The organism is Massilia sp. CT11-108 (assembly GCF_047302915.1).
In the GTDB taxonomy this organism is placed as follows: domain Bacteria; phylum Pseudomonadota; class Gammaproteobacteria; order Burkholderiales; family Burkholderiaceae_D; genus Telluria; species Telluria orientalis.
The window spans coordinates 1-2780 of the sequence record NZ_JBKYMO010000625.1; the positions used below are offsets into that span (position 1 = coordinate 1).

Annotated in this window: 3 protein-coding genes; all 3 read right to left on the bottom strand. The window is 70.4% G+C overall.

Annotation, left to right across the window (positions count from 1 at the left end; all coding sequences use genetic code 11):
* The coding region (locus ACEN88_RS28530) for a glycosyltransferase family 4 protein (protein ID WP_413345104.1) at positions 1-1169 on the bottom strand (1169 nt) is incomplete at its 3' end.
* Positions 1166-2431, bottom strand: a complete 1266-nt coding sequence (locus ACEN88_RS28535; RefSeq protein ID WP_413345106.1) for a glycosyltransferase family 4 protein — start codon at positions 2429-2431, stop codon at positions 1166-1168. The genes ACEN88_RS28535 and ACEN88_RS28530, both read right to left, overlap by 4 nt.
* Before the next feature lie 152 nt (positions 2432-2583).
* The coding region (locus tag ACEN88_RS28540) for a laccase domain-containing protein (RefSeq protein ID WP_413345108.1) at positions 2584-2780 on the bottom strand (197 nt) is incomplete at its 5' end.

Below are 2780 nucleotides of genomic sequence, written 5' to 3' on the forward strand. Positions count from 1 at the left end.
CCGGCCCTCGCGCAGGCCTGCGCGAGGGCCGGTCCATCCACCGCGACCGCCTGGCTCGTGTGGCCACAGTACGTGTCGTAGCTGTCCACGCCATCGTCGTAACGCTGCGCGAGATCGAGGCCCGCGCCCGCATCCGGCATCACGGTCGGGATGCGGTAGCCGTCCACGCCGTCGCGCACGGTGTCGCGGTAGCCGTTCCAGTCGCTGACGATGCACGGCAGGCCCGCCGCCATCGCTTCCAGCGGCGCGAGGCCGAAGGTCTCCTGGACGTTGTCCGCGAGCGAGATGAAGACGTCGGCGGCGGCCAGGGCGTCGAGCTGGTTCGCGGCCACGCGGCCGTCCAGCACCGACAGCGTCACGGACGGGCACAGTTGCGCGGCCGCCTCGTGGAAGGCCTTGTCGGTGGCCTCGTTGGCGAACCACCCGCACAGCACGAGGTGCACGCGCTTGCCGTCCTGCGCGGCCGCCTCGAGCGCCGCGAACATCGGTTGCGGATGCGCCTTCGCGTGGAACGACAAATGGCCGAGGAACAGGAACGCGACGCCGCCGTCCTCGATCCCCAGGCGCCGGCGCACGGTGGCGCGGCGGGATACGTCGACGTCGAAATCGGCCGCGTTCACGCCGAGCGGGATCAGGGGCAGCTGCGGCAGTTCGAAGCGCTGGGCACCGAGGCGCGCACTCAAATACTCGGCCTGGCGCTCCAGCACGCGGCGCACGCTGTCGCGCACGACGCGCGACGTGCAGATCACGGCATCCCAGCTGCGCACGGGCACCACCAGCAGGTTGGCGAGGCTCGTCATCACGGCGTGGCTGGCCGTCGTGTGCGTGATGCCGCACAGGCTGTAGCGGCGTTCGCCGAGTCCGAGGCGCCGCCACGCGAGACGTTCGATGCCGGGCGCGGGGTGGTACAGCGTGCCGTAGCGCTCCAGGTCCTGCGGGCGGCCCTGCGCGATCCAGTCGACCTGGCCCTTGTAGCCGGACTCGCGCAGCAGGCGCTCGCCTTCGGCCGCGTGGGCCTGGCCGCCGGCGAAGCAGCCGACCGACTCGAGGCCGGGCGCCGTCGCGATCGCACGCAGCAGTCCGGCGCCGGCGGCCTGGCGGCCCATCAGGTGCGGGCCTGCCGTCGAGTAGCCGTCGGGGGCGTAGTGGAAGGCGAAGCGGTCCGTCATGCGGCCTCCTCTTCCACCGGCCCGGGCAGCGGCTTGAGCAGGTCGAGGTAGACCGGCAGGCCCACCGTTTCGAAATCGTAGCGCGTGCGCACCGTCTCGCGTCCGGCCAGGCCGGCAGGTGCGATCTCGTCGCGGCGCGCGATGAGGTCGAGCGCGCGGTCGGTGAGCAGCGCCGTGTCGAAGAACGGCGTCAGGAACCCGTTCTCGCCGTCGCGGATCACTTCCCGCACCGGCGCCGTATCCGAGCCCAGCACCGGCACGCCGACGGCCATCGCCTCCAGCATCGACCAGGACAGCACGAACGGATACGTCAGGTACACATGGAGGCTCGAGACCTGCAGCGCGCTGCGGTACATGGCGTACGGCACCTTGCCGAGGAAGTGCACGCGCGACCAGTCGACGGTCTCGCCGCCGCCGTCCAGCTCGGCCTTGAGCGCGTCGCGGTAGCTCGCATGGCCCTGCGGCGGACGGCGGCCGTAGCTGACGCCGTCGCCGCCGATGACGACGACCTGCAGCTCCGGATTCCCGGCCAGCAGCCGTGGCAGGCTGCGCATGAAGACGTGGAAGCCGCGGTAGGGTTCGAGGTTGCGCGCGACGAACGTCAGCACCGGCTGCGCGCGCGTGAGCACGGCGCCGCCAGGCAGTTCCAGCCGCGCGTGCGGGTCGGGGCTCAGTTGCTGCGTGTCGATGCCCTCGTGGACTTCGCGGATCTTGCCGCGCAGTTCGGGCGGGTGCACACCGCGCTGCCAGGCCGTGGGCGCGACGCCGTCGTCGGCCGCGAGCAGCGACTGCATCAGCACGGAGTTCTTGATGCGGATGCGCAGGCGGTCGTCGAAGCTCACCGGATACTCGGGGTCGAAGCCGACGTCCAACCCGCTTGCCGCCCACCAGAACTCGCAGAACACGACGAGGCGCGCCTGCGGGAACACGTCCTTGACGAACAGGGCCTCGCCCCAGCCGGGGTGGCACACGACGACGTCGGGCACGAAGCCTTCCTGCTTCAGCGCCACGCACGTGCGCGCGACGGCCTGGCCGCGGCGCACGCAGCCTTCGAAGTGGCGCAGGTAGTGATGGGTCTTCTCGCCCGGACCATCCGGCCTGGCGTAGCCGATCGTCCGCACCTTCGGTCCCGCGCTCTCGCGCCGCACCGCGGTCTCTTCGCCGATCGCGACGACGTCGAAGTCGGGCCGCGTCTGCAGATACCGCATCAGCCGGCGGAACTGGCCCGGCAGATTCTGGTGAATGAAGAGGACTCGGGTCATGACGTTCGGTTCGCGTGACGACGACGACAAGTTGGAATTGAACGCATGATAGCCTCAGACTTCACGTCGTGGCGCGACGCACGTACAAAATCGTGAAGAATGCGTGCGTTGGACCACGCAAGATGGCATCAACGTGTCGTTGAAGGTACGGACTAACGGTGCGCGATCGCGATCGCGGACCAGTGCACATCGACCACGGGCGTGCGCGTTGCGCGTTCGCGGCGGTAGCTGTGGAAGGTCCAGCGTCCATCGGCGCGCGTGTGGCACATCGTGCACTCGTCCCGTGCCGCCACGGCCTGCACGCCCGCGCGTTCGAGCTGGCGGCGCACGATCGCGGGCAGGTCGAGCC

What these genes read in the sequence shown, in the direction of transcription:
- ACEN88_RS28535 (WP_413345106.1), bottom strand. Translation starts at nt 2,431, where the DNA reads ATGACCCGAGTCCTCTTCATTCACCAGAATCTGCCGGGCCAGTTCCGC.